Raw genomic sequence first — 24,508 nt, 5'->3', positions numbered from 1 at the left:
CAGGAGGTCTAAGGGAATAGGCATTTATTTAGATATATTATGGCAAAAGAAGAACAAGATATACGAACTATTATTCATTCATCTGATTACCCATATGGCTTTGAGAGCAATATTCCTGTAGATGCCATTCCAAAGGGTTTAACAGAAGCGACCATTCGTTTGATTGCCGAGAAAAAAAATGAACCAGACTGGTTGCTAAAGCGGCGTTTGCAAGCTTTTTATCATCTATCCACATTAAAAGAACCTACCTGGGCAAAGGTTAGCTATCCGCCTATAGATTACCAAAATATTATTTATTATGCAGCACCTAAGCAGAAAATGCAGTTAAACAGCTTAGAAGAGGCTGATCCAGCGCTTTTGGCCACTTTTAAGCGCTTAGGGATTTCCTTAGAGGAGCAAAAAAGGCTAACCGGTGTAGCCATGGATGTGGTATTGGATAGTGTTTCCGTTGCAACTACCTTTAAAGACACCTTAAACAGGCTAGGCATTATTTTTTGTTCCTTTACTGAAGCGGTTCAAAACCATCCCGATTTGGTTCAAAAATACCTAGGCAAGGTAGTCCCCATGACTGACAATTACTTTGCTGCCCTTAACACTGCTGTATTTAGTGATGGTTCCTTTTGTTACATTCCCAAGGGCGTCCATTGTCCTATGGAGCTTTCTACCTATTTTCGGATCAATGCCACCAATACCGGTCAATTTGAGCGCACTTTAATTGTAGCGGAAGACGATGCCTATGTTAGCTACTTAGAAGGATGCACCGCCCCTATGCGGGATGAGCACCAGTTACATGCCGCTGTAGTAGAGATTTATGCTGAAAAATGCGCCCATGTAAAATATGCTACTGTGCAAAACTGGTATCCAGGCGATAAAGATGGTGTAGGCGGAGTCTATAATTTTGTAACCAAAAGAGGTCTTTGTGCCGGTGCGCATGCTAAAATTTCCTGGACACAAGTAGAAACAGGCTCAGCCATTACCTGGAAGTATCCTAGTTGCATTTTAAAGGGCGACCATTCAGTCGGTGAATTTTACTCTGTAGCAGTCACCAAGAACAAACAGCAAGCAGATACAGGAACAAAGATGATTCACTTAGGTAAGCATACCAAGAGTCGCATTGTAGCCAAAGGCATTGCAGCTGACCAGTCCAGCAATAGCTATAGAGGGTTGGTCAAGCTTGCAGCTGGCGCAACCCATGCTACTAATTTTTCTCAGTGCGACTCTTTATTGATTGGCAATAGTTGTGGTGCCCATACCTTCCCTTATATAGAGGTAAAAAACCCAACCGGGAAGGTAGCGCATGAAGCCACTACCTCTAAAATTAGCGAAGACCAGCTTTTTTATTGTAACCAACGTGGCATTGATCATGAAAACGCCATTGCACTTATTGTCAATGGCTACTGCAAAGAAGTACTCAACCAGTTGCCCATGGAGTTTGCTGTAGAGGCCCAAAAACTACTGGCACTTACCTTAGAAGGTAGTGTAGGTTAAAGCGATTTGTTCTCCATCTATCCTTACCTTTTTGGCTTGTTATGCGCTATAAAAATACAATTCAGCCCATTAAAAAAATAGTATTAGATCCTTATTTTGTTTCAACCATCTTATTTGCGCTATGGATGCTCTTTTTTGATGATCAAAATGTATTTGAACAATGTAGGTTGTACAGACGCTGGCAAAAATTGCAAACAGATGTAGTCGATTATACTGTTCAGATTCAGCAAATCAAAAAAGACAAAAAAGAATTGGTGCATAATATTGATTTCTTAGAACAGCTTGCGCGTGAAAAATATTATATGAAGCGAGAAAAAGAAGATGTATATGTTATTGTAGGGAAGTAGGGAAGGGATGGAATTTGTATGCTACTTTTTGCTTGATAAAAAAGTAGCCAAAAAATCAAGCGCCCTTGAAAAAAGTTGCTGAAAGTGCAGCTTACAGATGGAAAAACAGGAACCGCCCGCTGCGCGGGCTTGAAAGGAATCTGTTTTTCCTAATCATCTGTAAGCTGCACTTTCTGATCGTAACTTTTTTCAAGGGCGCGTTTTTCCTTATTTGCGGCTAGTATTACGGCTCTGCTTTCTAATCGCAACTTTTTACAGGGGCATTTTCCTACTATGGCTATAATATTGAACACATACATGATTTTAGGACAAATTTTTATCATAAACGCCTAATTTTTTTGCCCTAAATTTTTAGTAAAAAACTAGAAAAAACGCGTTTTCTGTCACAGTGCTGAACGTACGACGGACAACCATTTCAGGTTTTGATTATAACATAAATTATAGTATACTACACTATGGTTTGAGTGGTATTAGACCTTCTGGAAAACCTATTTGTGATCAGCAGTTTTTAGGAGAAGCGCAGTCGTCAGAATACTAAATGTATTTGAGGAGCATAGACCACAAAATTGCCATTTAGCAATAGGTTTTGCAGAAGGTCTAGGGTCTTCATAACCCAAGTTCAAACAAGTTCAATTAAGTTCAAAAGCATACTACTGCCAAACGGCTGCTGCTTATTCGTTACGGTGATTCCTCTGCCTTGATTGGTCTATTCGTACCATTTTGGCGTGTCTATATAACCGGATCTGTTGGGTAAGTGCAGCGGGGGGAGTAGTATCCTATCATTAAAAAAAAACAAAACAATGGATAAATATTGCAAAAAAATGGATCATCCTAAGTCCTGCGGATGCGCCTCAAAAAAGATTGCGGCTTTGTCACTTTTAGTTGCTGTACAAACTACATCTTGTGTAAGTAATAAGGGGCAGGGAGTGACTGCTCTTGGCAAGCCCTGTTATGGTTACTGGCATCAATTACCTGCATCCCAAGGTAAGGTATTAGATAGTGTTAAGTTGGAGGAGCTGCAGAAAAAAACACGTAAAATACTTTCAGAAGAATCGCCTGACTTCAATGGGCAAAATGCTTTTTTCGAGGCTGTAAAAAAATGTAATTTTCTATTGGTTAAATCTTTAATACAGGAGTATCCATCCATTACCTCTAAGGAAGTGGTCAAGGCTTTAATGTTGGCACTGAAGCATAAGGATACGCTATCATTTAGGTATAAGCATGAAAAAATAGTTCATTTCCTATTGAAGGAACATACGCCTGCGCTAGAGGATTTATATATGCAGGATGAAACGGGAAGCACCGTACTGCATCTACTCATTAAACGTGGTGATATTAATGCCCTAAGGTTCTTAGCAGAAAAGCTTCCTTTAAAGGGGTTACTTATGAAAGATAAGAAGTGTAGAACACCAATGCATTTGACTGCTCGTTACAAGAGTCCAAAAATGTTTAGAATAGTATTTGCTCGAATAATAGATAAGTTGGATGCAGATCGGGCAATTGCCGAGTTGTTTAAAACTTGTAAGAGAGGTTCTGTATTTTCGTGTGCTTATTTACGTAAGCATAGTGATTTTGCAGAGTTATTGAATAATAGTAAGGTCCAAATCTCAACCGTATTTGTTCAAGGTAGCAAAATGTTTAAAACTATTTTAGATGCTTTACCTGTTCGCTTAGATCTTGAACAGCTTAACACCATTGTGCGGGAAATTGATGACATACAAGATGGCTATATAATTAGCAAGCAGTATGGTGCTGAACTGCGTGGTATAGTCTGGAGTTATATCAAGAAGCAATATCCTATAGATTCAGATAAAGTTATTCAGTACGTGGCCTATATAAGACATCTTTCCTATATCGAGGAGAAATATGGTAGCGATTCAAAAGACGTTAGAGACTATGTAGCTCAACGCAAGAAACTCGTCTCTTATATCAAGAACCGATATGGTAGCAAAATATATCAAGATGTTAGCAAAGACAATGGTGATAGCGAACCAGACGAAGGGTATGGGTCTGGTTTAGAAACCTCTCATAATGAAAGCATATTGACCAGTTAGCCGACCGGCAACAGCTCTGTATAAAAAGTTGCAGCTTTTTGTACAGGGCTTTATTTTTTTGTATACTCCTTTATCAAGTAAAAAGTAGTACATGCATTGCTTATAAAGAAACATGCCAATCAGTCCATTTATAGCGCTGCTATGTTTTTGTACAGTGGAACTAACTGGGTGTAATAAATAAAATAGAATGCCCTAGTTATATGTACCATCATCAATCATCTATGGGCCTCAGCAAAGAAAAACTAATTAAAAAAAGTAATATAAAGAGAGGTAAAACGCTCGTTTATTCAAAGGCTAATAAATTGTTGAAACTTAAACATAGTTCCAATCCTAATCATAGCTATAGCCTCCAGTCTCCAGTAATTGTGCACATCTTTAATGGTCTAGAGCAAACAAATGGAGATAAGCAAGCTGAATCACCTGCGCCATATGAATTTCGTCCTGTATCCCCTACGCGCGAAGAAGTAAGTCGTATGTCTTTTTCTGATGATAAACAGGGAAACAAGCTGTTGTCACCCATTTTACCCATTCCCATTCGTTTAAGTCAGCCTGAAGCTGTAGCAGCTGAAGCACTTTTACAACTGCGTCAAGGCCAATCGGGTTAACCCATGCGTAAGCATACGGCTTCTTTTTTTTTGATTGATACAAAAAAATGGTATCATTATATTATAGATGCTGATCTAATGTTCTTTATCAATCTTCTTAATTTGTTTGTTATATGATCTGCTTTGATATCTCTATTCTCCTTATAGGGGCTTTTTTGTTGTTAACCTTGGTGGTAGGTATCTACTTTAGTAGGCAAAAAACCACCTTTCGGGAGCATGCTGTGGGGAATAAGCAATTTGCTACAGCTACTTTGGTAGCCACCGTATTGGCTACTGCTTATAGTGGAGGCGGGTTGTTGCGTACTGTAGAATCTGTTTATAATCTTGGCCTCTGGTGGATAGCCGTTACCTTGTTAACCTGTTTGGATGCATATCTGATTGGTAAGCTAGCCTTACGTATGGGGCCATTTATGAAGCATCTCTCTATAGCAGAAACGATAGGTAGTATTTATGGTAAGTATCCAAGGGTTATGGTCGCTTTGGTTAGTGTCTGTGACGCTGTCATTGCAGTTACGATGCAGATTACTGCAATGTCCAAGGCTATTACCATGTGTATAGATACAGTTGACCCTAGAATAGCTGCGATTATTTCTACCTTAGTGCTTGTTTTTTATTCCACTTTTGGAGGCGTTCGTGCCGTTACCTTTACTGATGTATTACAGTTTATAACCTTTGCGGTCATTATTCCGCTGCTTGCTTGGTTTATATTTCTTAAAACAGGTAAGTCCACTGTAGAAATTATTTCCCTGCTACAGGGACATACTAAATTTCAATTTAATAGCTTGTTTTATTCCAGTACGGGGCTAATGCGTATGCTATTATTGATGTTATCTTTTCTGGTAGGTCGTATGTATCCATCTATCATACAACGGGTCTATATGGCTTCTGGTCCACTCCAAGCTCGAAGCGTGTTTACTTATGTTACCATTTGTAGTGCGGTTATATGGAGCTTTATAATATTGATAGGTATATTCGCTTTTGTAGCCACACCGGATTTAGTAGGTACAGAAATTTGGGCCTATATAGTCAATAGCATTCCTCCTATCTTTAAAGCTTTTCTTGCGATTAGTTTACTGGCTATGGCTATGTCTACAGCTGATTCTAATTTAAACGCCTCTGCTGTTATGTCCATCCATGATATCTTAGAGCAGCTACGGGGTTCTAAAAAACTTGCGCAGGTGAATCAACTTCGATTGGCTAAGTGGGCCACATTGGTGATAGGCTTATCGTCAATGGCGTTAGCTTTTTACTGCAGTGATTTATTGATACTCATGTATTGGGCGCTTAACTGCTATGTTCCCATAGTAATTGCCCCTTTTATTTTAGCCATTTTTGGGTTTCGAGGCAGTGCCCGTACTGCCCTAATCGGCATGACTGTAGGTGTGCTGACCATTTTGGCTTGGAATAAGTGGGTAGAACCTTCTACAGGTATGGATGGCTCTTTCCTTGCTATGGTAGCCAATGGCTTGGCGATGATGGCTGCTCACTATCTCTTCAAGCAGCCAGAAAATAGCGGTTGGGTGAAACCAGATAATGAGTTTAAGCAGATGCAACAAGCAGGTGCACGCCAAAGACCAGCACAGAAAGAAGCCATTAAAAATGGTTGGGACAATAAAAAATTTACCTTAATCAAGTTAGTACCCAGCCATACTACAATGGTATGTATGGGATTTTATCTTGCCATTACCAGCTTGCTGGCTTATTTTATAGCGCCTAGCAGCAATCATGGCTGTTGGCTTATATTGCAACTCTTTGGAGCAGCGTGTTGTTTGGGTTATCCATTTTTCTATGATATTGCTAAAGGTATCAGGTCCATTCCAAGTTGGTTGATTGGTCTATGTTGGTTCATGGGTTTGGCGATTTATCTTCCTTTAAATCTGACCAGCCACTGGTGGTATCTGGTAGATCCGATTTTTAGTCTATCCCTATCTTTGACCCATTGTGCCTTAATCTTATGGCTGTTTCCGCTCTATTTGGGTGTAATGGTGGTAGCCACCACATTATTAGTGGTGCTATACCCTATTGCTATTGGATTGTCTTTCGCACTATTATCTTCTTTATTCCGCTATTTATAGCCAGTTTATTGCTGTTTGTCATTATTATTTGCTCTAAGGTAAAAATAGGTAGTTGTACCAGCCAAATTCTTTATCTAAAAGATCAAGAATCGATTAGACAATCCCGCAAGCTAAAAGCATCGCTTTATGACTTGGCTATGGTTCCTGCTACTGTTGCGGTTGGTAAGGACAAAGGCTATGGCACTATTTTAGCGCAGGTAATGCATAAAATTGAGGAATCTATTTCCTTTTTAGATGACAACATTCCTCTTTATAAACAGGACTTTCAGAGTATTTTTAATAAGCTATATGATTGGGTACTCTATTTCAATAGAAGGGAAAAGGCAAAAAAACATGCCTTGCTCCAGCCTACTGAAATTACCTTTGATAAGCTGATCCGTAAGGTAGAAGTGGCTTTGTCCCAAGAGGTATCTAATCCGCCTAGGCTACTGGTAGAAAGCATGCATCATCCGAGCAGGAGGTTAGCTACTCATATTGTATGTGATATCAATCAAATAGTCTATTTATTGGTTCAGGCTATTTTACGAGTTGGTAAGCCAGAAAGCACTCCAGTTGTGCGCATACAACTCCATGGCACTACTTTGAAATTTACGCAAGCTGACGCCATTGACCATAGCGCTCCTATCTTTATCGATTTTGAAGCTACAGCTTTGATAGTAAGCCAAGCTAGTACTGCTGCTGATGGCCTTCCCAAGGTGGATGCGTGCTATGCTGATGTAAATACATGCCCCTCAAGGGAAACAAGAGGCGCCACCATTGATAGATCTTCAACGGGAAACCCTATCCAGTATTGTAACTGCCCATTATGGCTATTTCAAGCCTCCTGTTGATGCTAAGGCCATGTTATTGGTATTGCCTAATGATGTTGCCATTCGCGATAAGATGACCGCAAAACTACCTATAGATTGCTTGACGGTAGAAACGCTGATCACCCCAAAAGAGCAAGCCGATCTATGGTAATCTTAATGAAATTCCATGACTATGTTTGCAAGTCTTTGTGTGAAGAGGATCCTATTGGTGTAAAGACGATTTCAAGTTTGCTTTTATTATTGCGGCAGCACTTTGGCTTTAAGCGACATGCTTCGGGTCAATTGTTTTATGTTCGCGCGGTAGGCATTGCCGAATTAGTGGTAGACTGGGTTTTTCATTCTCCTAAAGTAATTTATGCCGCTTTGCTCTATGAGTTGGTGCGCCATACCTGTTTGCCCCTTTCATATATCAAGAAACATTATAACCTAGGGGTTTATGCCTTTGTATTGAATGTAGTAGGTATTAGTAGGTATAGACAAGCACCAAGCCTTAGACCATCCTTCTTTGCTGTATGTACAGAACCGATTGAAAGAAGCGCTTAAGGAAGACCACATACAGCTTTCTGTTCTTTTCATCAAACTCGCCGAGCGGCTCTATGACTTACGTCATGCAGCAGGCTATATCCATCTAACAGAGGTACACCATATGGCCCAAGAAACACTGGCCATAGATGTGCAATTGGCCCATACATACTTAGACCCAGCGATAAGAAAAGCATTAGAAAAAGCAGCTAAACAAGCATTAGCGCTTATTAACACTAAGAAAAAAGAAAATAATAGTTAGAAGAATTGTTATTTAGTGCAATACTATTACATACTTTTTAGTAAGTTATATTTATGACAAAAAGGTTACACCATGATGGACTTGCCAAAAAAATCCTTGCTGATCCAATAGCTTCACAGGAGTTTCTAAGCCACTATTTACCAGAACCTTGCAAAGATTTATTGGATATGAACACGCTTAAAATAGAAAAAGAATCGTATGTAGAGGATAATTTAAAGCAAAAATTTAGTGATTTAGTATGCTCTATCAAAACGAAAAATAATAAAAAAGCTTTCATTTATGTCCTGATTGAAGCCGAAGTTAGTCCTAATTATTGGATAGCTTTTAAGTTATGGAAATATATGTTTCTTTTACTTGAAAGACATAAGACGAAAAAGAAATCAGAACTTCCACTAATCATTCCGATGGTTGTGTATCATGGAAATCAGTCTTTTAGTGCCCCAAGGAGTTTATGGGAGTTGTTTAGTGAACCTAGTATTGCTAAAGAGTTTATGGGCGGTGATTATCAATTAGTAGATTTGTATGCTATGCCAGATGATGAAATTAAAAAAAAGGCGCATCTCGGCATGATGGAATATTTTATGAAGTATGTACATGCCCGTGATATACTTAAATTGTGAAGTGAGTTTCTAGAAAACTTTAAATCATGTATTCTACTAGATAAGGAAAAAGGTTATATTTACATAAGGAATTTTTTATGGTATACTGATAGTCAGTTGACTGAAGATAAGTATCCAGAATTAGAAAAGATTATCAGGGAACACATTCCTAAGGAAGATAAAGAAGATATTATGAGAACTATAGCACAAAAATATAGGGACGAGGGTATCCAAATAGGGCAGGAAAAAGGTAAGCTAGAGGGAGAAAAGGAAAAAGCCATTACTATCGCTAGGTCTATGCTTGAAAAACGCTATCCGTTAGAAGATATTATTCTCCTTACTGGTTTATCTCGTTCTCAGATTCACGAGCTTATGTAGACTTTTTCTGGGATATGTCCATCTATTCAATACATGTCCATCCGTTGGAAATGTTCATTAAACGTGTGCGTTCAATGTTGTGGCACTACTACCCCGCAATACGATCAGAAAGTGGCACCTTATAGATAAAAAGAAAAAACAGTTTGCAAGGAGGGCTGCAGGGCGGCTCCTTATCCCAACTTTTTACATTACAGGGGCTTTTTTTGATTATAGTGCTGCTAATCATATCTATTGAGACATTAACTTTCCTAAATCTTCTATTGTAGGCAGGCGACCGGAGGTAGAGTCCACATGGAAAATTTTAATACCACGCTCTTTTACTACCTCAATATTATGTCGACTATTATATCTATTAGTATAACATTGGCATTACCTCTTGTATCAGTTTCAGTTAACTCCTTAGCTTTTGCTATATGGTCCATGTTACCCTTAGCATAATTATCACTCCTTTGAGCATAGCCTCCTATTATTATAAGTATCCTGTTTATCTGATCTTCTGTCAAGCCAAGTTTTTGTAATAATATTGGTATTGAATCAGGGTAATCGTTAAAAGTGATAATGGCAAGTTTATGTCCTGCCTGTAATAGGCCATTGACAAGATTTCTAAATTCGATATAGTCGTTCGATTTTATATCAAACTTTTGTAGTAACCATCTAGTTTGATCTTCTACCTCTTTTTTACTATAGTCTTTATTATAGTTTGCATAGGCCGTAGATATAACATCTAATGGGCGTGTCCTACCGTTGATTGTAACCCAAAGGCTGTCATCTTTCATGTAGGAAGGAAGGTTTAGATGCTTTAGGCCATTATGTAAAAAGTTATGTTCCTTATTTGGCATAATTGTATCAATATTAAGGCATACTAACCGTTTTTTATCCTCTAGCGTATTGGCTCTATGATCTCCAATAGTTGAAAAATTACTTAAAGTAGATTTGCCTGTTGTTAGGTCACCTGATGCTTGGTTAGGATTCGATTGGCGCTTGCTATCTATATGGCTAGCTGTAAAATCATTTTTTTTTGCATTAGCTTTATTTAATTTTTTGAGTATCTTACCCCAAGTTAACGAAGCGTTAAGCTTGTTGAAAGTTGTATAGCCGTTTCCTGCTAGGAATCCGTTGAAGTTACTATGTACTATTTTAACATTGTTACTCTTTGTATTAGTTAACCGCTGAAGTTCTTCGATACTGTATCGATGGTTTCTCGAATTAGGGCGCATTATAATCATATTTTTTATCTGATTTTCAGTCAATCCCAATTCTTCTAGGAGTGCTATTGTTGTATGAAGAAATGATGGACAAAGCGTGATAATGGCAATTTGATGTTCTTGCGCTAATAAGCAAGTAATAAAGTTTTTTGCTCCAACTCGATCATTCATTTCTAGTTTATGATTCTTGAATAAAAGTTTAACTGTATTAATTGCAGTTTCGTTTTCTTTGTTAGGGTTAGGGTATTGGAATATAGGGATAGCGTTAGTATCTGAGTTTAGTAACACTTGCTTGCCTTGATATATATCAGATTCTTTTTCTATACTCTGAATATTGTTGTTTCGTAGCCCATCTTTTATAATATCGCGTATAGGGCCATGCATTATAGCTGAATCATAAATACATATTAACAGTCGTTTTATCTTCTGATGTTTGCGTTTCAGTATTTGAATTTCCAGCTTATAATTCATTAGAAAAGCAGTTTCCCATGCCCGATTTTGAGATGCTGCAATTGGAAAAACCTATATGCAATAAGGACAATAGGATGGCATAAACAACCTTTATTAATATATAATAGCGCCCATAATAATAAATTTAATTATTGAAAAAAGTTTTAAACCTTAATGATAAGACTGAACTTGTTCTATAAATCTATTATAAAAAATATATGGATCAAATGCTAACAAAATGGTGCCACGCCAATCAGAATAATAGGGCGTTAGACCTTCTGCAAAATCTATTTCTAATGGCAATTTTGGTGTCGAAGCTTGTCTATGCTCCTCAAATACATTTAGTATTCTGCGGTGCTCGACTACGCTTCTCCTAAAAACTGCTGATCACAAATAGGTTTTGCAGAAGATCTGTTGCTTATGAGTTTATGCTTTCTGCGGCAACCTAGCTAAGATATCATTTAAGCTTGCTTCGTCTGTTACCAAAACCTCTCTAGCCTTACTCCCTTCAAAGGGGCCTACAATGCCTGCTGCTTCTAATTGGTCTATTAGTCTTCCAGAGCGGTTATAGCCTAGTTTTAGCTTCCGTTGAATCAAGGAAGTGCTTCCTTGTTGATGCAATACAATCAGCCGTGCGGCTTCTTCAAATAAAGGATCTGTCTCTTGTAAGTCTAGACTATCCTCTTTATCTTCCTCATCATAAGTGGGTAATAGATAGGCAGATGGGTAGCCTGGTTGCCCACCAATATAACTACAGACACGTTCTACTTCTGCCGTATCTAAAAAGGGGGCTTGTAATCGGATGATATCGGAATTCATAGAGAGCAACATATCACCATTGCCTACCAACTGTTCTGCACCACTGGCATCTAAAATGGTTCTAGAATCAATCCGTGAACTTACCTTATAGGAGACCCGCACGGGAAAGTTCGCCTTGATAATACCGGTAATTACATTTACAGAGGGTCTTTGTGTAGCCAAGACCAGATGGATGCCAATGGCACGTGCCAATTGGGTCAACCGGGCAATGGGTACTTCTATTTCCTTGCCTGCTGTCATCATCATATCTGCAAACTCATCTATAACCAATACGATATAGGGTAAAAACCGATGGCCTTCTTGAGGGTTCAGTATCCTTTTTATAAATTTTTCATTGTATTCTTTAATATTTCGGGTGCCTGCTTCCTTTAATAGCTCGTAGCGGTGGTCCATTTCAATGCATAAAGAATTCAGGGTATGGATTACTTTTTTGGTTTCTGTGATAATCGGCTCCTCGCTGATCGGTAATTTGGCTAGAAAGTGACGCTCTAGTCGATTGTATAAAGAAAGTTCTACCTTTTTAGGGTCTACCAAGACCAATTTTAATTGCGAAGGATGCTTTTTATAAATCAAAGAGGTGAGTAACACATTCAGCCCTACAGATTTGCCTTGGCCAGTGGCACCTGCAATCAGTAGATGGGGCATGCGGCCCAAATCTGCAATAAACAATTCGTTCGAAATACTTTTACCCAATACAATGGGTAAATCCATCTTCCCTTTTAAAAACTTTTCAGAAGCAAGCATCTCCTGAAGTGGTACGATTTCTCTATTTTTATTGGGTACTTCAATGCCAATGGTGCCTTTCCCTGGTATCGGGGCAATGATGCGAATGCCCAACGCAGCTAGGTTCAATGCGATATCATCTTCAAGATTTTTTATCTTGGAGATTTTTACCCCTGCTTCGGGTACAATTTCATAGAGCGTAACGGTTGGGCCAATGGTAGCTTTTATTTTAGCTATATTGATTTTAAAGTTCTGTAAGGTTTGTACAATATTGTTTTTATTGATAGCCAGTTCTTCTTGTGTAACAGATAGCTGTGCTTGTTCATACCGCTCTAATAGATCTAAAGAGGGATATTTATAGTTAGATAGATCTAAGGTAGGGTCGTAGTTTTCACTTGTAAGCTGCTTTAAAGGGAGTGTGGTGGGTGCAGCAGATGGCGATGGTTTCAGCAAGCTTTTAGCGGCTGGCTGTGGCGCCACTACTTCAAAATCTACATTGCTTTTGGCACTACTTGCTAGATCACTTTCGTCGCTTCTATCATCTGAGTCGGTAGTTGGGCTTTCTATATTATTCGTTTTTTTTTTACTAGGTAGTGACCCATTCTCTGATGGATCGTTTGACCTATTATCTTCCTGATCTAGCAACCATCCATCCTCTTTTCTTGCCTTTTTGAATGGCCTTGGTAAAGAGGTTATATTAAAGCATAGTACCGAAAAGATAATCAAAGTAATAAAAAGAAAGATAAAAGTACCATAGCCTAACAATCCTTTAAACAAGGTGCCAAGCTCATAGGCAACCCCTCCTAGATGGTCAGCCAGTAGGGTAGCAGTTGGGTAGAGTGTGTATAGATACCCTAATAAAATATTGAACCATAAGACAAGAAAAATGGAAGCCATCATCACTTTCAATAAAGAAAGGTTGGGCCAAATCTTTTGTGTGACCATTTTTATGCCCATTAAAAATAGGAAAGGTAAAAAGATAAACGCAGTAATGCCCCACCATACATGCATGCAATAATAGCTTACAAAGGCACCGGTAAGGCCCAACCAGTTACAAATGGCCAGACTAGATGCTTTGATGCCTAATGTTTGGATAGATTCAATAATATGCTGGTCTTTAGCGCCATGCATCGGATGAGAAAAGAAGGCGCATGCTAGAAAAATACTAATCCCCTGTAGAAAAAACCCAATGGTTATTTTGATGCGTTGGTCTACTATAGACCGGTTTGATGCAGCCTTTTTTTTCGGTGCATCTGGTTGAATTTTATAATTATTTTGAGCCATTCAATAAACAAAAGAAAAATAAAAGATATAGGCTAGATCCAGCAGGGCAAAATTAAGCAAATCCCAATTCTAATTTGGCTACTTCAGACATTCGGTCTGTCGTATAAGGCGGTTCAAAGGTAAGGTGAACCTTTACTTCGTGTACCCCCTCTATCGCTTTAATTTTTTCTTCTACTTGACTAGGTATAATATCTGCCGCTGGACAGTTAGGAGACGTAAGCGTCATTAAGACTTCAATATTATTAAGCGGTAAAATGGTAATGTCGTAAATAAGCCCTAGTTCATAGATATCTACCGGTATCTCTGGGTCATAAACTTGTTTAATGGCTTCTATGACTTGTTCTTTTTGAACCATAATGATTGATTTGAGTGGTTGATTAGTTGCAATATAATCAAACCGCTCTAAAAAGGAGCCTACCTCTTTAGATTATGGTGTGAACTTAGGGAAAATATTAGGAGACCTTCTGCAAAACCTATTTGTGATCAGCAGTTTTTAGGAGAAGTGCAGTCGCCAGAATACTAAATGTATTTGAGGAGCATAGACCACAAAATTGCCATTTAGCAATAGGTTTTGCAGAAGGTCTAGGGAACAATAGCATGGATCTATGTGATCAACTTTTTCATTCACTAGAGATAGGTTGTGCAAGCGGCCTATTCAAGTCTTGATCTTTGGCTGTCTGCTTACAGACCTCTAGCGCCTCTTTAGCTGCTTTTTCTAATGCATTTCCTATTTCTGGATCTAAGTATGTATGGGCCAACTGCACATCTATGGCGAGTGTTTCTTGCGCCATATGGTGCACTTCTGTTAGATGGATGTAGCCTGCTGCATGACGTAAGTCATAGAGCCGTTCGGCCAGTTTGATGAAAAGAACAGAAAGCTGTATATGTTCTTCTTTAATTGCTTCTTTTAAACGATTCTGTACATAGAGCAGCGAAGGATGGTCTAATGCTTGGCGCTTGTCTATACTGACCACATTCAATACAAAAGCATAGACGCCTAAATTATAATGTTCCTTGACATAAGAAAGGGGCAAACAGGTATGGCGCACCAACTCATAGAGCAAAGCGGCATAAATTACTTTAGGAGAATGAAAAACCCATTCTACTACTAATTCCGCAATGCCTACCGCGCGAACATAAAACAATTGACCCGAAGCATGTCGCTTAAAACCAAAATGCTGTCGCAACAATAAAAGCAATCCTGAAATCGTTTTTAGGTCAATAGGGTCTTTATTATAAGAAGATTTGCAGACATAGTCATGGAACTGCATGAGTGCCATCATGGAATCAGCTTGTTCCTTAGGCGTAACAGAGGTTTCTAAGGTTAAGCAATCTATAGGCAGCTTGGCTGTTATCTTACTTAGAATTTCAGTGATGTCATTAGGCAGTACCAGCAGCATAGTGGGTGGTTGTTGATGAACAGGCGCTTCCAAGTAGCCATAGTGGGCTGCAACAATACTGGATATGGTTTCCTGTTGCAGATCTATGAATGAGGAGGCTGATTGTTTACTTTGAGGTCCTATCGCATCTATTTCATCGCTATAGCGGTCTTTAACCTTAGGAAGGGTTTCGGTAGTAGCTTGGCTTATTACTAGAGCAGTGGCTTGAAAAATTATGGAAATATGATTGCTGCTGTCAATAGGATCGACTTGTTTAAATTGTAAAGTAGTGGGATGCAATTGTATGCGGACAACTGGAGCGCTTTCTAGCTTACCAACCTGTAAAACAGCCTGAGCCAATAAATAGGTTACTTGGTTGATATCGCATATGATATAATCGCAGGGCTCCTTATTAGGGCCTCTTATCTTTTCCATCAGTAACCTAGGCGGATTGGTTACCTCCTGAGATAAAGCCAATTCTACCTTACGCATCAGCTTATTCAAACTAATTTTAGTAGGTTGTAGTAGTGCGTGTTCTTTTGCCTTTTCTCTTCTATTAAAATAGTCCACCCAATCATAGAATTTATTGATAATACTTTGAAAGTCTTGCTTATAAAGAGGTGTGCTGCCATCTAAGAATGAGATAGAGTCTTCAATTTTACGAATGACTTGCGCTAAAATAGAGCCATAGCCTTTGGTCTTACCAACCGCAGCAGGCACCATAGCGGAATCGTAAAGAGATGCTTTTAGCTTTTGGGTTTCTCTAACCTTTTCTTGATCTTTTAGGTAAAGAATTTGGCTTGTATAGCTACGTATTTTGACTTTAAGGCAAATGATAATGGCAAATAGCAATAGAGCCGCTATAAATAGCGGAAATAGAGAGGATAATACTGGAAAAGGGAATCCTGTGGCAATAGGATAAATGGAGCCTAATAATGCGATTGCTACAACACCTATAGCCAGGTAGAGGGGCAGTACCCATAGGATTACAGCACAATGCGTCAAAGATAAGCATGCGGTAAAAATCGGGTTTATGGAATGGAACCAACCCCAAATCAAGTTAAAAGGAAGGTAAATGGCTAGCCCTATTAGCCAACCTAGGCTGATAAACCAGGCCGGAGTTACTTTGCTAAAGAAGGTTTTAGAAGATGTGAAAAGTGCACCCACAAGGACTTGATATATAGCACAGCAGATGCGATCTGGCTTAATAAACCAATAACGCAGAATAGCAGTAGTGATGATATAGAGGCCTGTTAAACGCAAAGTGCGATCACTGGGTACCAATTTAGTCAAAGTAGCTTTTCTATTGGCCCAACTGTTTTTGATGGTTTCTTTGCGTTCTGCACGCTTACGGGCATTTTCTTGTTGTATTTGTTTAAACTGGTGATCCGGGCCAACCCAGCCTGCACCTTCTGGTTGTTTGAGTAGATAATGAGCAGCCATCATAGCCAGGCCATTGGCTACTGCAGCCAGAAAGGAACCATCCATCTCTGTTGCAGGTTGAATCCATTTGTTCCAAGATAAGATAGTGAATACACCTGTAGCCATACCGATCAAAGCGGTGCAGGAAGTTCCTCGAAAGCCAAAGATAGCTAAGATAAAAGGAGCAACAATTATAGGTACAGCACAATCAAGACCCCAATACATTAATTCCAACAGATCTTGACAACGAAAGGCTAGCAGCATAGATAATAGCCCAACCACTAGCGTGGTCCATCTTGCTATTTTAAGTTGATGTGTATCAGCGGCTTTTGTTTCCCTTTGCATACTTTCTAAGATATCATGGCTTACCATAACCGCACAGGAATTTAAGCAAGAATCAGCTGTAGACATGGCCATAGCGAGCAAACTAATGGAAACAAATCCTTTAAAAAAAGTCGGAATATGAGTTATTAGATAGCTCCAAACCGCTTCTTTCGGTAAATCTGGTGCATCTACAAAAATAAATAGACCGATGAGTGTTATAAACGATATGATAACAAATTGAAAAACACTAGCATATGAAAAAACTTTTTGAGCTTGAACAGGGCTAGAGGCCATGTACAAGCGTTGTATATATAGGGGGGTTATATAAAACGCTACCAAAGATAGAAGTAGTAGAATCATAGACGCTAGTTGCGTATTAAAATGGAATACGTTACTAAATTGAAATTTAGTGTGACCTTGTAGTATAGGAACAATTTCTGCAACTGGTTTACCTACTTTTACAAACATAAACCAAGCTAAAAGAGGAATAATAACGGAGAAGGTTAGAAACTGTAAGACATCTGTAAAGGTAATGGCGCGGATACCTCCAAAGGTGGAATAGAAAATAAGGAGCAAGGTAGCTAGAGTGGGAATTACAAAAGGGTTTACCAAGCTGATACAGATGCTAATGGCTTTGGACATTACAGTAATTTGTCCAGTAATTATAACGACTGAAGTACAAATACCAACCACAGCAGCTATAATTCTTGGATACTTACCATAGATACTACCTAGCGTTTCTGCCATAGATAGGTGCCCCATAAATGGACCCATACGCAATGCTAACCTACTAATAGTCCAAAGACCAAGAACCTCTAGCAGTGAAAGGGTAATCCACCATGCGCCAAGTTCATGGGTAGCCTGTACCTCACGCACCAGGCTTCCTCCTCCAAAAGCAGTAGCTAATACGGTAGCTACTAAAGTAGCAGTAGCAAACTGTTTATTGCCTACTGCATATTCTTGAAAGGTGGTTTTTTTTCTACTAAAGTAGAGACCTACCACTAAAGTTAATACTAAAAAAGCTGCCACTATATATAGTGGTATATTAAAGCATATCATAAAGAAAGTTGTTAAAATAAGATTAGACTCTCTGCAAAACCTATTGCTAAATGGCAATTTTGTGGTCTATGCTCCTCAAATACATTTAGTATTCTGGCGACTGCGCTTCTCCTAAAAACTGCTGATCACAAATAGGTTTTGCAGAAGGTCTATTGAAAAATGGTTAGCTGGTGTATCAAATAATTGTTATGGTAAGTATTTTTAGTTAAAAATCAAAATGCCTCCTAAAGATGAGACCTTCTGGAAAACCTATTTCTAATGGCAATTTTGGTGTCGCAGCTTGTCTATGCTCCTCAAATATATTTAGTATTCTGCGGTGCTCGACTGCACTTCTCCTAAAAACTGCTGATCACAAATAGGTTTTGCAGAAGGTCTATGGATAGAAAATTAGTTAAATAGGGGGCGGCTTAAAGGGTGAGGTAAGGCCGTATTTTATTTTCCCAATCGGCATCGTACCCTGGTAGCCTTTGAATGGCACGCAGCGTGGTAAAGGTTCCTTGCTTTTTTCTATAATCTATAATAGCTTTTGCCATAGGGGCTGCAATATAAGGATGAGCAACCAAGGCTTTAAAGGTGGCTTGGTTTAAGGATAATTTTTTAGGGCTATATGGTGCGTGTATAGTGGTGCATTGGATTAATCTTACTTGAAGCAGGTGCGATAGACCATATACCTCTTTATATTGCTGGGATGAAACAAATCCGCCTAATTTGTCTCTATACCGTAGGATTCTACAGGCAAGTTGTTGGGTAATGCCTGCTATTGTTTGCAGCTGTGCTGCAGTAGCTGTGTTGATGTCAATCAGGGTTACCCTACGGGCATTTTCTTGCAATAGGGTTAGGTTTTTTTCCAACAGTGCAATGTTGGCATTGTGGTCTAATGGTTTACTTGAACACTTGTAGTATAATTTATATATATATACATTAGGTGCAATGATTAAAAGTAGCATCAGTACAATAATGGCTAGTAAGCCGTTGCTTTCTCTATTAGAAAAATGGAAGGCTTATTTTGATCTGATGTTTTAGTTTGTGCAACATGATGCGATGCTATATATCGTTCCCATTTTGCTAATAACTTAACAAAATTTTCTGGTAAAGGGGCTTCAAAGGAGATGGGTGTGGCTGTTACAGGGTGGTTAAAGCCAAGAACAGCTGCATGGAGTGCTTGGTGGGGCATGATTTTAAAACAGTTTTGCACAAACGCCTTATAGGAGGCATAGCGTTGGCCACTAGCGATTACATCGCCGCCATATTGAGGATCTCCAAAGACAGGGTGGCCTATATGTTTCATATGCACGCGAATCTGATGGATACGTCCGGTTTCTAACTGACAGGCTACAAGGGCAACATGGTGTAGCCGCTTGATGACTTGATAATGGGTAACCGCTTTTTTGCCTTGTTGGTTATCTGGGAAAGCGGCTATATTTTGATGGTTGTGGCTGTCTTTGCCTATATGGATAGCAATGGTACCCTGCTCATTTTTAGGATTACCCCAGACCAATGTATAGTAGCTTCTTGTTACGGTATGGTTATAGAATTGACGGGCCAGAGCTGCCAAGCTTGCTTCTGTTTTGGCTACTACCAATAGACCGGATGTATTTTTATCAATCCGATGTACCAAGCCAGGCCTGGTAGCCATATTGTCTTTTAAAGGCAGGTGGTTATAGCGGTATAGTAGGGCATGGGCTAGTGTGCCGGTTTGATGGGCTGGATCTGGATGTACAGCCATCTGGGCAGGTTTATGTACAACCAGTAGGTGGTCATCTTCATATACAATGTCTAATGGAATGGCTTCTGGTGTAAGGGTTGCTAGGTCAATGGGTTTGGGTATATGGGCTACTATTTCGTCTTCAGGTTGCACCAGATAATTGGACTTAATCGGCAGGTTATTAACGCAAACCCCTTGACCAGCAATAGCTTCTTGAATTTTATTGCGGCTGATTTGTAGAACCTCTGATAAAAATTTGTCTATACGAAGGCTACCATGTTCCTTTGTAACGGTAACCAGATGTTCTGTAAAGGATGGTTCAGGTGGGGCTTTCATCTGTAATAATGGGTTCAGTGGGGGTACATTATACACTCAATGGCTAATAGTTTAGGTTATAAAATCTTTTCGATGCATCAGTGCATTCATAAGCAATGCATTTCTAAATAACTTTCGTTTGTTGCCAAAGGAAGATTTGCGTTCCTTTATTGCCGCTGATTGGGATCGTCGGGGCTTTTCAACTACTACCAAAGATGTGGCTTGAGGTGTATGATGCGCCACTTTTTTAGCGATTGGCATGGTTGCAATAGGAGGAATAGCCTTTGGTTTATCTTCATCTTCATATTCATATTCTATTTCATCTTCATCTAGCTCCTTATGGACCGTTGAACCATCTGAATCAGCGAGTTGCTTATATACCCACCGAATGCCCCAAAAGATTAAAATTGAAATAACTTTAACCTCTACGTCAGATTTGCATATAAAAAATCCCATAATTTAAGACTATAAAACAATTTCTATTGTAGTGTGCGCTTTGCTAGTTTCCTCCGATAAAGGCTTTTATCGGAGGCAGCTAGCACCCTAAGGTCTCAAGCAAAAAGTATCATACAAATCCATTTTATCAAGCAAAAAGTAGCAAATCTAAAGCTCTCTCTTGATTTCCTTTCGTTCAAATCCTTCTATAATATCGCCCACCTCAATTTCATCAAAGCCTTTAATATGTATACCACATTCAGAAACAGATTTTACCTGTTTAATCTCCTCTAATCCATGCTTTATGGTATGGATGGAACCGGTAAATACTACCTCATCTTTCCGGATGACGCGTACCGGATTGGATTGTTTGATAAAGCCTGTTTTTACTTGACATCCTGCAATATTGCCAATTTTTGAAAAGGTAAAGATCTTTTTAATCTCTGCTCGACCGGTAGGAATTTCTTCTATAGTAGGCGCTAAAAGTCCCTGTACGGCACCACGTATATCATCGATTGCACTATAAATAATAGAGTATTGTTTGATGGCCACTCCTTCTCTTTCGGCTAATTTTTTAGCTTGTGCAGATGGTTTAATATGAAAGGCGATAATAAGCGCATCAGCAGCAGCAGCAAGAAGTACATCAGACTCTGAAACAGCGCCTACACATTTATGTAGGATATTCACCTCTACTTCCTCATGTGATAGCCTCAGCAGGGCATCCGCTAGTGCCTCAATAGAGCCATCCATATCCCCTTTGATGATAATATTCAGCTCTTTAAAGTTTCCTACAGCCAAGCGGCGCCCAATTTCATCTAGGGTAAGGTGGGATTTGGTACGCAATGCTTGCTCGCGCAACAACTGCTGCTTCTTTTGGGCCAACTCGCCTACCTCTTTTATACTACTCATCACACGAAAGGTATCGCCTGCTCTGGGAGCACCATTTAGCCCTAAGACCTGAACAGGTGTTGCAGGGGGAGCTGTTTTGCGCGCGATGTTTTGATGGTTTAACATTGCTTTTACCTTGCCATAATAGACACCAGCTAGTACAATATCACCCACGCGTAGGGTGCCATCTTGTACAATTCCAGTTGATACATAGCCTCTACCAGGATCTAGGAAAGACTCAATAATCGTACCTTTAGCCTTTCTAGAAGGCGTTGCTTGCAAATCTAATAGAGAGGCTTCCAGAAGAATTTTTTCTAAAAGCTCATTGACCCCTTGCCCTGTTTTGGCTGAAATCTCTTGGCATTGGTATTTCCCTCCCCAGTCTTCCACTAAGATATTTAAATTGGCTAAATCCTCTTTAACCTTTTCTGCATTGGCCTGCGGTTTATCCATTTTGTTAATGGCAATGATAATAGGGCAACCCGCTACTTGGGCATGGCTAATCGACTCTTTGGTCTGCGTCATAATGCTATCATCTGCCGCTATTACAATCACAATAATATCGGTTACCTGTGCGCCCCTGGTACGCATAGCTGTAAAAGCCTCATGGCCGGGTGTATCTAAAAAGACAATCCTTTTGTTTTGATCGGTAAGAATATCATAGGCACCAATGTGCTGGGTAATGCCACCAGCTTCTTTTGAAGCTACTTTTGTCGTACGAATATAATCCAGTAATGAAGTTTTTCCGTGGTCTACGTGGCCCATAATGGTTACAATAGGCGGACGTTCTACCAGCTCACCACTGGACTCTTCTATATCTTTAGCTGTTTCTTCTTCATGTAGATCAACAAATTCTACGCTATAGCCGAACTCATCCGCAACAACGGTAATGGCTTCTGCATCCAGACGCTGGTTGATAGATATAATCATACCTAAAGACATACAAGTAGAAAGCACCTCATTTACCGTAATGTCCATAAAAGAAGCGAGCTCATTGGCTGAAATAAACTCCGTTATTTTTAAAACTTTTTCTGTTTCCTGGCGTTGGCGCTTTTCTTCAGCTTCTAGGTGGGCACTGCGCCTATCTCTTTTATATTTGGAGCGTGCCCCATCACCAGTGCCTTGATTCAATTTGGCTAAGGTCTTTTTTATTTGGCTTTCTATTTCTTGAGAAGACACGCCTTCTTGCTCTTTTAGACCTAGTTTTTGCGCTTTCTCTCTACGCAAGGCATCAGCGCTTGCGTTAGATTTAAATGATCCTATTTTTTTACCACCTATCGGTTTGGGTGTATGGGCCGTCTCTACCGAACTTTTTGGCCTAATTTGTAGCCTTGTGGTTCCTATTTTAGCACTTTTTATGGAGCCATTCAGCTTTTGTGATGGCGTTCCGCGGCTATGGTGGTGCCTTCTTAACGTAGTTTCAGGTAGCGTCATTTTGTCTACTATAGTAGGTCTTTTAAGTGGCTCTGAAAAGCTTATTTTATCTGGTTTAGCAGGGGCTTGTTCCGTTGTTTGGTCCGAATGACTGGAAGGCGATGGCGCATCGGAGGCTACTGCCCGCAGTTCTGCCACGTCGTCAGGCGCAGCAGGCTGCGTTTCAGCTTTGATTTTTTCAGCAGCCAAATCAATCTTGCCAATCGTTTTTAAACCAGGCAAAACAGGAATAGAAGCTTCATAATGAGCAGGTTGGGCAGTATGCCCTTCTGGACCTCTTTGGATTTTTGCTTGCGTTTCTGTCTTTTTCTTACCCTGTTCTTTGCTTTTTACATTATTGTGCTTACCAGCTGGTGCAGAAAGCGTTGGGTAAGTTTTCCCGATGGTTACATGCGCAGCTTCTTGTTTATCCACGCCAGCTGAAATAAATTCAGTAGCCAGTAGATTAAATTGTTCAGCCGTTATTTTAGCATTAGGCTTATTGTCTACTACAAACCCTTTTTGGGCTAAAAAAGAAGCAATCGTCTCTGTTCCTACATTTAACCTTCGAGCCACTTGGCTAAGTCGCATGTTTTTTTCTTCATTCATGGGCTATCTTTCTCTACCTAGAAGGCAATATTTAGGTTAACTATTCAGCGCCTGATCTAATATAGCATAGATTTCATCTATTGTTTCCTCTTCCAAATCAACACGTTCCTCAAGGGTTGCCTTGGGTAAGGCTAAAACACTTCTAGCTGAGTCCAACCCAACTTTATGCAATTCCTCCAAAATCCAAGGCTCAATGGTATCGCTAAACTCAGTAAGCAAAATATCATGCTGTTCTAAATGCGTGGGAATATCTCTATAGACATCTATTTCTTTACCAATGAGCAAGCCTGCTAGTTTAATATTTTGGCCTCCTTTCCCAATCGCTAGTGCCACTTGATCAGGGTCCAAGTAGACGGAGACCCTGTCATCATTTTGTTCGACTCGATTGATACATGCAGGGTTTAGCGCACGCGCAATATACAATTCTAAGTTGTCTGTATAATTAATAATATCAATGTTTTCATATTGGAGCTCTTTGGTAATGCCATGTATACGGGAACCCTTGATGCCTACACAAGCCCCAACCGGGTCAATTCTATCATCAAAAGTCTCAACCGCTACTTTAGCACGTGCCCCTGGATCCCTTACAATTTTTTTGATGGCAATAAGCCCATCCTGGATTTCTGGAATCTCATTTTCAAATAGCCTTTCTAAGAAAAGCGGCGATGTCCTAGAAAGAATCACGCGAGGAATGCCATTATTAAATGTGATCCTGCAAATCACCGCGCGGATGTGTTCTCCTTTTTTAAACTGATCCTTAGGTATTTGCTCTGAATTTGGTAAAAAAAGTTCATTGTTTTCATCATCTAGTAAGATGATTTCTTTACTTAAAATTTGGTTTACCTCAGCTGAAACCAAACAACCCACCAGCTGTTCATATTTATTATAAAGCGCCTCTTTCTCGAGTTCTCGAATCTTTTGTATCAGCATTTGCTTAGCAGTGACGATGAGCCTTCTACCAAAGTCAGAAATTTTAATTTCCTCAGACAGTTCTTCTCCTATTTCAAAATCGGCTTCTATCTTTCGAGCTTCCGAAAGCGGTATTTTGTTAGGCGCACCTGCGTCTGCTGCATCATCGGCTATAACTTCACGAAAACGCCAAATCTGCAAATCTCCTTTATCAAGATTGATAATGATATCGAAATTATCACTATTTCCAAACTTTCCTATCATAACCGCACGAAATACGTCTTCTAAAATACGTATGACCGTGGGCCTATCAATATTTTTAGATTTGGCAAATTCCGCAAATGACTCTACTAACTTATTACTATCCATTGATCACTAAAACATAAGCACGTATTAAAAATAAAATACGCACAAAAAGGCAAAATAAAGA

23 protein-coding genes are annotated in these 24,508 nt (G+C 39.5%); 13 read left to right on the top strand and 10 right to left on the bottom strand.

The annotated features are described in order from the left end of the window. Positions 1-39 precede the first annotated feature (39 nt). The gene (sufB, locus tag FPG78_RS00550) at positions 40-1,488 is read left to right on the top strand and encodes a Fe-S cluster assembly protein SufB (protein ID WP_144086142.1); all 1,449 of its coding nucleotides are present in this window, start codon (positions 40-42) and stop codon (positions 1,486-1,488) included. Between the two features lie 41 nt (positions 1,489-1,529). Continuing rightward, positions 1,530-1,835, top strand: a complete 306-nt coding sequence (locus tag FPG78_RS00545) for an FtsB family cell division protein (protein ID WP_144086141.1) — start codon at positions 1,530-1,532, stop codon at positions 1,833-1,835. A 149-nt stretch (positions 1,836-1,984) separates the two neighbouring features. Here FPG78_RS00545 and FPG78_RS07045 read toward each other — a convergent pair whose 3' ends face one another. Next, positions 1,985-2,158: a hypothetical protein gene (locus FPG78_RS07045; RefSeq protein ID WP_186292373.1), complete on the bottom strand. Its 174-nt coding sequence runs from the start codon at positions 2,156-2,158 to the stop codon at positions 1,985-1,987. 65 nt (positions 2,159-2,223) lie between these two features. Here FPG78_RS07045 and FPG78_RS07040 point away from each other — a divergent pair, with 65 nt between their 5' ends. The 11 genes from FPG78_RS07040 to FPG78_RS07035 all read left to right on the top strand — a co-directional run bounded on the left by FPG78_RS07040 (position 2,224) and on the right by FPG78_RS07035 (position 9,374). After that, the gene (locus FPG78_RS07040) at positions 2,224-2,373 is read left to right on the top strand and encodes a hypothetical protein (RefSeq protein ID WP_186292371.1); all 150 of its coding nucleotides are present in this window, start codon (positions 2,224-2,226) and stop codon (positions 2,371-2,373) included. 262 nt (positions 2,374-2,635) lie between these two features. After that, the gene (locus FPG78_RS00540) at positions 2,636-3,889 is read left to right on the top strand and encodes an ankyrin repeat domain-containing protein (protein WP_144086140.1); all 1,254 of its coding nucleotides are present in this window, start codon (positions 2,636-2,638) and stop codon (positions 3,887-3,889) included. Between the two features lie 200 nt (positions 3,890-4,089). After that, on the top strand, positions 4,090-4,494 hold the full coding sequence (locus tag FPG78_RS00535) for a hypothetical protein (protein ID WP_144086139.1): 405 nt from the start codon (positions 4,090-4,092) through the stop codon (positions 4,492-4,494). A gap of 113 nt (positions 4,495-4,607) precedes the next feature. Further along, positions 4,608-6,569, top strand: a complete 1,962-nt coding sequence (locus FPG78_RS07435) for a sodium:solute symporter family protein (protein WP_223261922.1) — start codon at positions 4,608-4,610, stop codon at positions 6,567-6,569. 8 nt (positions 6,570-6,577) lie between these two features. Further along, positions 6,578-7,399 carry a hypothetical protein gene (locus tag FPG78_RS07430; protein ID WP_223261921.1) on the top strand — a complete coding sequence of 274 codons (822 nt, stop codon included), beginning with the start codon at positions 6,578-6,580 and terminating at the stop codon, positions 7,397-7,399. Next, positions 7,326-7,529, top strand: a complete 204-nt coding sequence (locus FPG78_RS07425) for a hypothetical protein (RefSeq protein WP_223261920.1) — start codon at positions 7,326-7,328, stop codon at positions 7,527-7,529. The genes FPG78_RS07430 and FPG78_RS07425 overlap by 74 nt, the downstream gene beginning before the upstream one ends. Then, positions 7,523-7,921: a hypothetical protein gene (locus FPG78_RS07420; RefSeq protein ID WP_223261919.1), complete on the top strand. Its 399-nt coding sequence runs from the start codon at positions 7,523-7,525 to the stop codon at positions 7,919-7,921. Before FPG78_RS07425 ends, FPG78_RS07420 begins: the two co-directional genes overlap by 7 nt. Beyond that, a complete protein-coding gene (locus FPG78_RS07415) occupies positions 7,884-8,162 on the top strand; it encodes an HD domain-containing protein (protein WP_223261918.1) in 279 nt (92 codons plus the stop codon). The genes FPG78_RS07420 and FPG78_RS07415 overlap by 38 nt, the downstream gene beginning before the upstream one ends. 53 nt (positions 8,163-8,215) lie before the next feature. After that, positions 8,216-8,782: an Rpn family recombination-promoting nuclease/putative transposase gene (locus FPG78_RS07410; protein ID WP_223261917.1), complete on the top strand. Its 567-nt coding sequence runs from the start codon at positions 8,216-8,218 to the stop codon at positions 8,780-8,782. A 96-nt stretch (positions 8,783-8,878) separates the two neighbouring features. After that, the gene (locus FPG78_RS07405; protein WP_223261916.1) at positions 8,879-9,139 is read left to right on the top strand and encodes an RpnC/YadD family protein; all 261 of its coding nucleotides are present in this window, start codon (positions 8,879-8,881) and stop codon (positions 9,137-9,139) included. 79 nt (positions 9,140-9,218) lie between these two features. Next, the gene (locus FPG78_RS07035) at positions 9,219-9,374 is read left to right on the top strand and encodes a hypothetical protein (protein WP_186292369.1); all 156 of its coding nucleotides are present in this window, start codon (positions 9,219-9,221) and stop codon (positions 9,372-9,374) included. A gap of 85 nt (positions 9,375-9,459) precedes the next feature. On the opposite strand, the gene FPG78_RS00520 is transcribed toward FPG78_RS07035, so the two are convergent. The 9 genes from FPG78_RS00520 to nusA form a co-directional block, all read right to left on the bottom strand. Continuing rightward, complete coding sequence (locus FPG78_RS00520) at positions 9,460-10,815, bottom strand: hypothetical protein (protein WP_144086138.1); 1,356 nt, start codon at positions 10,813-10,815, stop codon at positions 9,460-9,462. Positions 10,816-11,220: 405 nt separating this feature from the next. Continuing rightward, entirely contained in the window at positions 11,221-13,620 is a 2,400-nt protein-coding gene (locus FPG78_RS00515; RefSeq protein WP_144086137.1) for an FtsK/SpoIIIE family DNA translocase, read from the bottom strand. Positions 13,621-13,672: 52 nt separating this feature from the next. After that, on the bottom strand, positions 13,673-13,975 hold the full coding sequence (locus tag FPG78_RS00510; protein WP_144086136.1) for an iron-sulfur cluster assembly protein: 303 nt from the start codon (positions 13,973-13,975) through the stop codon (positions 13,673-13,675). A gap of 265 nt (positions 13,976-14,240) precedes the next feature. Beyond that, positions 14,241-17,804, bottom strand: coding sequence for a sodium:solute symporter family transporter (locus FPG78_RS00505; RefSeq protein WP_144086135.1), 3,564 nt, complete (start codon positions 17,802-17,804; stop codon positions 14,241-14,243). 407 nt (positions 17,805-18,211) lie between these two features. Then, positions 18,212-18,655, bottom strand: a complete 444-nt coding sequence (locus FPG78_RS00500; protein WP_186292367.1) for a ComEA family DNA-binding protein — start codon at positions 18,653-18,655, stop codon at positions 18,212-18,214. Between the two features lie 110 nt (positions 18,656-18,765). Next, positions 18,766-19,881 carry an RluA family pseudouridine synthase gene (locus FPG78_RS00495; protein ID WP_223261915.1) on the bottom strand — a complete coding sequence of 372 codons (1,116 nt, stop codon included), beginning with the start codon at positions 19,879-19,881 and terminating at the stop codon, positions 18,766-18,768. A 15-nt stretch (positions 19,882-19,896) separates the two neighbouring features. Next, positions 19,897-20,280, bottom strand: a complete 384-nt coding sequence (locus FPG78_RS00490) for a hypothetical protein (protein WP_144086132.1) — start codon at positions 20,278-20,280, stop codon at positions 19,897-19,899. A 147-nt stretch (positions 20,281-20,427) separates the two neighbouring features. Then, the gene (gene infB / locus FPG78_RS00485; RefSeq protein ID WP_144086131.1) at positions 20,428-23,169 is read right to left on the bottom strand and encodes a translation initiation factor IF-2; all 2,742 of its coding nucleotides are present in this window, start codon (positions 23,167-23,169) and stop codon (positions 20,428-20,430) included. Positions 23,170-23,205: 36 nt separating this feature from the next. Further along, positions 23,206-24,447: a transcription termination factor NusA gene (gene nusA, locus FPG78_RS00480; protein ID WP_144086130.1), complete on the bottom strand. Its 1,242-nt coding sequence runs from the start codon at positions 24,445-24,447 to the stop codon at positions 23,206-23,208. Between the last annotated feature and the right edge of the window lie 61 nt (positions 24,448-24,508).

This window comes from Cardinium endosymbiont of Dermatophagoides farinae (genome assembly GCF_007559345.1).
GTDB lineage: Bacteria > Bacteroidota > Bacteroidia > Cytophagales > Amoebophilaceae > Cardinium.
This window is presented reverse-complemented; position numbering and strand designations above follow the sequence as displayed.

Coding starts and splice junctions, on each gene's coding strand:
- sufB (WP_144086142.1), top strand. CDS start 40: ATGGCAAAAGAAGAACAAGATATACGAACTATTATTCATTCATCTGAT.
- FPG78_RS00545 (WP_144086141.1), top strand. CDS start 1,530: ATGCGCTATAAAAATACAATTCAGCCCATTAAAAAAATAGTATTAGAT.
- FPG78_RS07045 (WP_186292373.1), bottom strand. CDS start 2,158: ATGATAAAAATTTGTCCTAAAATCATGTATGTGTTCAATATTATAGCC.
- FPG78_RS00540 (WP_144086140.1), top strand. CDS start 2,636: ATGGATAAATATTGCAAAAAAATGGATCATCCTAAGTCCTGCGGATGC.
- FPG78_RS00535 (WP_144086139.1), top strand. CDS start 4,090: ATGTACCATCATCAATCATCTATGGGCCTCAGCAAAGAAAAACTAATT.
- FPG78_RS07435 (WP_223261922.1), top strand. CDS start 4,608: ATGATCTGCTTTGATATCTCTATTCTCCTTATAGGGGCTTTTTTGTTG.
- FPG78_RS07420 (WP_223261919.1), top strand. CDS start 7,523: ATGGTAATCTTAATGAAATTCCATGACTATGTTTGCAAGTCTTTGTGT.
- FPG78_RS07410 (WP_223261917.1), top strand. CDS start 8,216: ATGACAAAAAGGTTACACCATGATGGACTTGCCAAAAAAATCCTTGCT.
- FPG78_RS00520 (WP_144086138.1), bottom strand. CDS start 10,815: ATGAATTATAAGCTGGAAATTCAAATACTGAAACGCAAACATCAGAAG.
- FPG78_RS00515 (WP_144086137.1), bottom strand. CDS start 13,620: ATGGCTCAAAATAATTATAAAATTCAACCAGATGCACCGAAAAAAAAG.
- FPG78_RS00510 (WP_144086136.1), bottom strand. CDS start 13,975: ATGGTTCAAAAAGAACAAGTCATAGAAGCCATTAAACAAGTTTATGAC.
- FPG78_RS00505 (WP_144086135.1), bottom strand. CDS start 17,804: ATGATATGCTTTAATATACCACTATATATAGTGGCAGCTTTTTTAGTA.
- FPG78_RS00490 (WP_144086132.1), bottom strand. CDS start 20,280: ATGGGATTTTTTATATGCAAATCTGACGTAGAGGTTAAAGTTATTTCA.
- infB (WP_144086131.1), bottom strand. CDS start 23,169: ATGAATGAAGAAAAAAACATGCGACTTAGCCAAGTGGCTCGAAGGTTA.
- nusA (WP_144086130.1), bottom strand. CDS start 24,447: ATGGATAGTAATAAGTTAGTAGAGTCATTTGCGGAATTTGCCAAATCT.